The 1,904-nt window shown below is 56.7% G+C and carries 1 protein-coding gene; it reads right to left on the bottom strand.

Annotated features, from left to right (window positions below):
* Positions 1-1,904 (bottom strand): CARDB domain-containing protein (locus AUR66_RS18580; protein ID WP_331457024.1); only part of this gene is annotated, 1,904 nt, incomplete at both ends.

Below are 1,904 nucleotides of genomic sequence, written 5' to 3'. Positions count from 1 at the left end.
GTCCGGTTGTTTTCACCAACGGGGAACAGTCCGTCTTCGTTCGAATTGAAGACGACGCCAGATCGCGTTCCGAATTTCTTGTGCAGAACGGCAATCCTCGCATTCTGAACGGGCTCACCGTCTTGGTCGACAACGGCGATGTTCAGTACACCCGTCTGTGGCAGGTGGGTTTTACGAAGATCGAGGATGCCATCGCTGCCGGTGGTGTTTTCGAGCGTCCAGATGTCGGGCGACTGGTCCCGTGGGAAGTCAGCATTGTACAGGCCAGTCGCGTCAGCCTGAACGTATCCAATGGTCTGCGGTGTGTCGTTCAGGATGGGGACGAGGAACCGACCCTGGCTGTCGGTAAGGTTCTGTCCGACGATCCAGTCTTCAGCGTCAGGGTCATCGTTAGCTACGTAAACCGGGTCATTTGCAGCCCGGTCGTCATCGCCTTCGTAAATGACACCCTTGGCGAGTGGGCCGCCAGTAACCTCCTGGCTACTCGCGTTGTTGTCCTCATCTGCTTCGACGAACTCGTTGGACGGATCGGCAACCACACGGACGGTGTAATTGCGCGTTTTATTCCGAGAGAGCGTCGTGCTAATTTCGACGGAATCGCCAGCATCGATATCAACCGATTTACTGGAGAGTTCAGTCCAGCCACAGGCACATGCGGCCTGCGCTTCGACGATGACATCGACATCGGTCGCATCGACGTTACCGATGTTTCTCACTGTCGCCGTGACTGGGACAGTGCCTTTCTTAACATCAGTTGGTGCGCTAATCGAGGCTGTGAAGTCAGGTGCTTTGACCGTGACCGTCTCCGGAGAGAGGTCACCGACACGCACCGTGTGTGCGCCCAGTCCGAGGTCGGAAACGATGAACGAGACCGTTTTCGACTCGCCCGCGTCGAGCGTGACTTCCTTCGTCTGCGTAATCTCGTCATCGACCGAGAGCGTTGCAGTGAACGTGTCCGAGACGTCACCGGTGTTGGTGACGGTTGCGTTCACCTCAACTGCGTCTTCGAGGCCGACGACAGAGTCGTTGACCTGAAGGTTCGAGTACTCAAGGTTTGCAGGCTTCTGGACGGAGACTGTCTGAGCAGGAAGCTCGCCGACAGTAATGTCGTAGGTGCCTGGCCCGAGTGCTTTCTCGAACGTGACAGTCGTTTCTTCGCCTGGCGTGAGCGTGCCGTTCATCCAGCTAACAACGTCACCATCGATGACGAGCGATGCGTTGTAGTCGCCCGCACCGGTTCCGTTGTTGACGATATCGGCACTCACGACCGTGTTCTCACCCGGGGACACCTGGCTCGGGACTTGGAGGTTCGAATACTCCATATCCGGAACACCGGTGACTTCGACAGCAGTCGCGGGTGCGTTGTTGACCGTGATGTCGTACGTACCTTTTGCGTCGAACGTGAGTTCGAACTGTTTCGTGACGGTGCTGTCAGCAGGGACAGTGACCGTCTTGGAATCGACAACTTGACCGTCCTTCTTCAGGTCGAGATTGAACTTCCCGTCGAAGGAATCGAAGTTCTGAACGGTCGCGTTAACGGTCAGCGTGTCAGCAGTCGTGATGGACGTCGAAGAGACATTGTAGTCGATGAGGTCCATCTCTGGGGTGATGACATAGAGGTCGATGCTCGTTTTCGCGAAGGCAGTGCCGCCTTCGGTGTCCTTCGTCACTTCAGCAGTACCGCCTTCGACAGGCGTGAAGGTAACTTGGCCGTTTGCGTCGGTGGTGAACGTTTTGCCGTTGTAGGTGACGTTGGCACCCGAGACGCGCTCGCCCGTATCCGCGCGAGTAACGTTCAGAGTGACACTGTTGCCCTGCTGGATTTCCACCGAACTCGCTTCGACGTTCAGTTGAACGCCTTCGACGAGTTCGACGGTGTCCTTGTTACTGACCGTCTTGGTCCC

It is taken from the genome of Haloferax profundi (assembly GCF_001469865.1).
Lineage (GTDB): Archaea > Halobacteriota > Halobacteria > Halobacteriales > Haloferacaceae > Haloferax > Haloferax profundi.
Note: the sequence above shows the minus strand (reverse complement) of the source record. Positions and strands in the feature narration are given on the sequence as shown.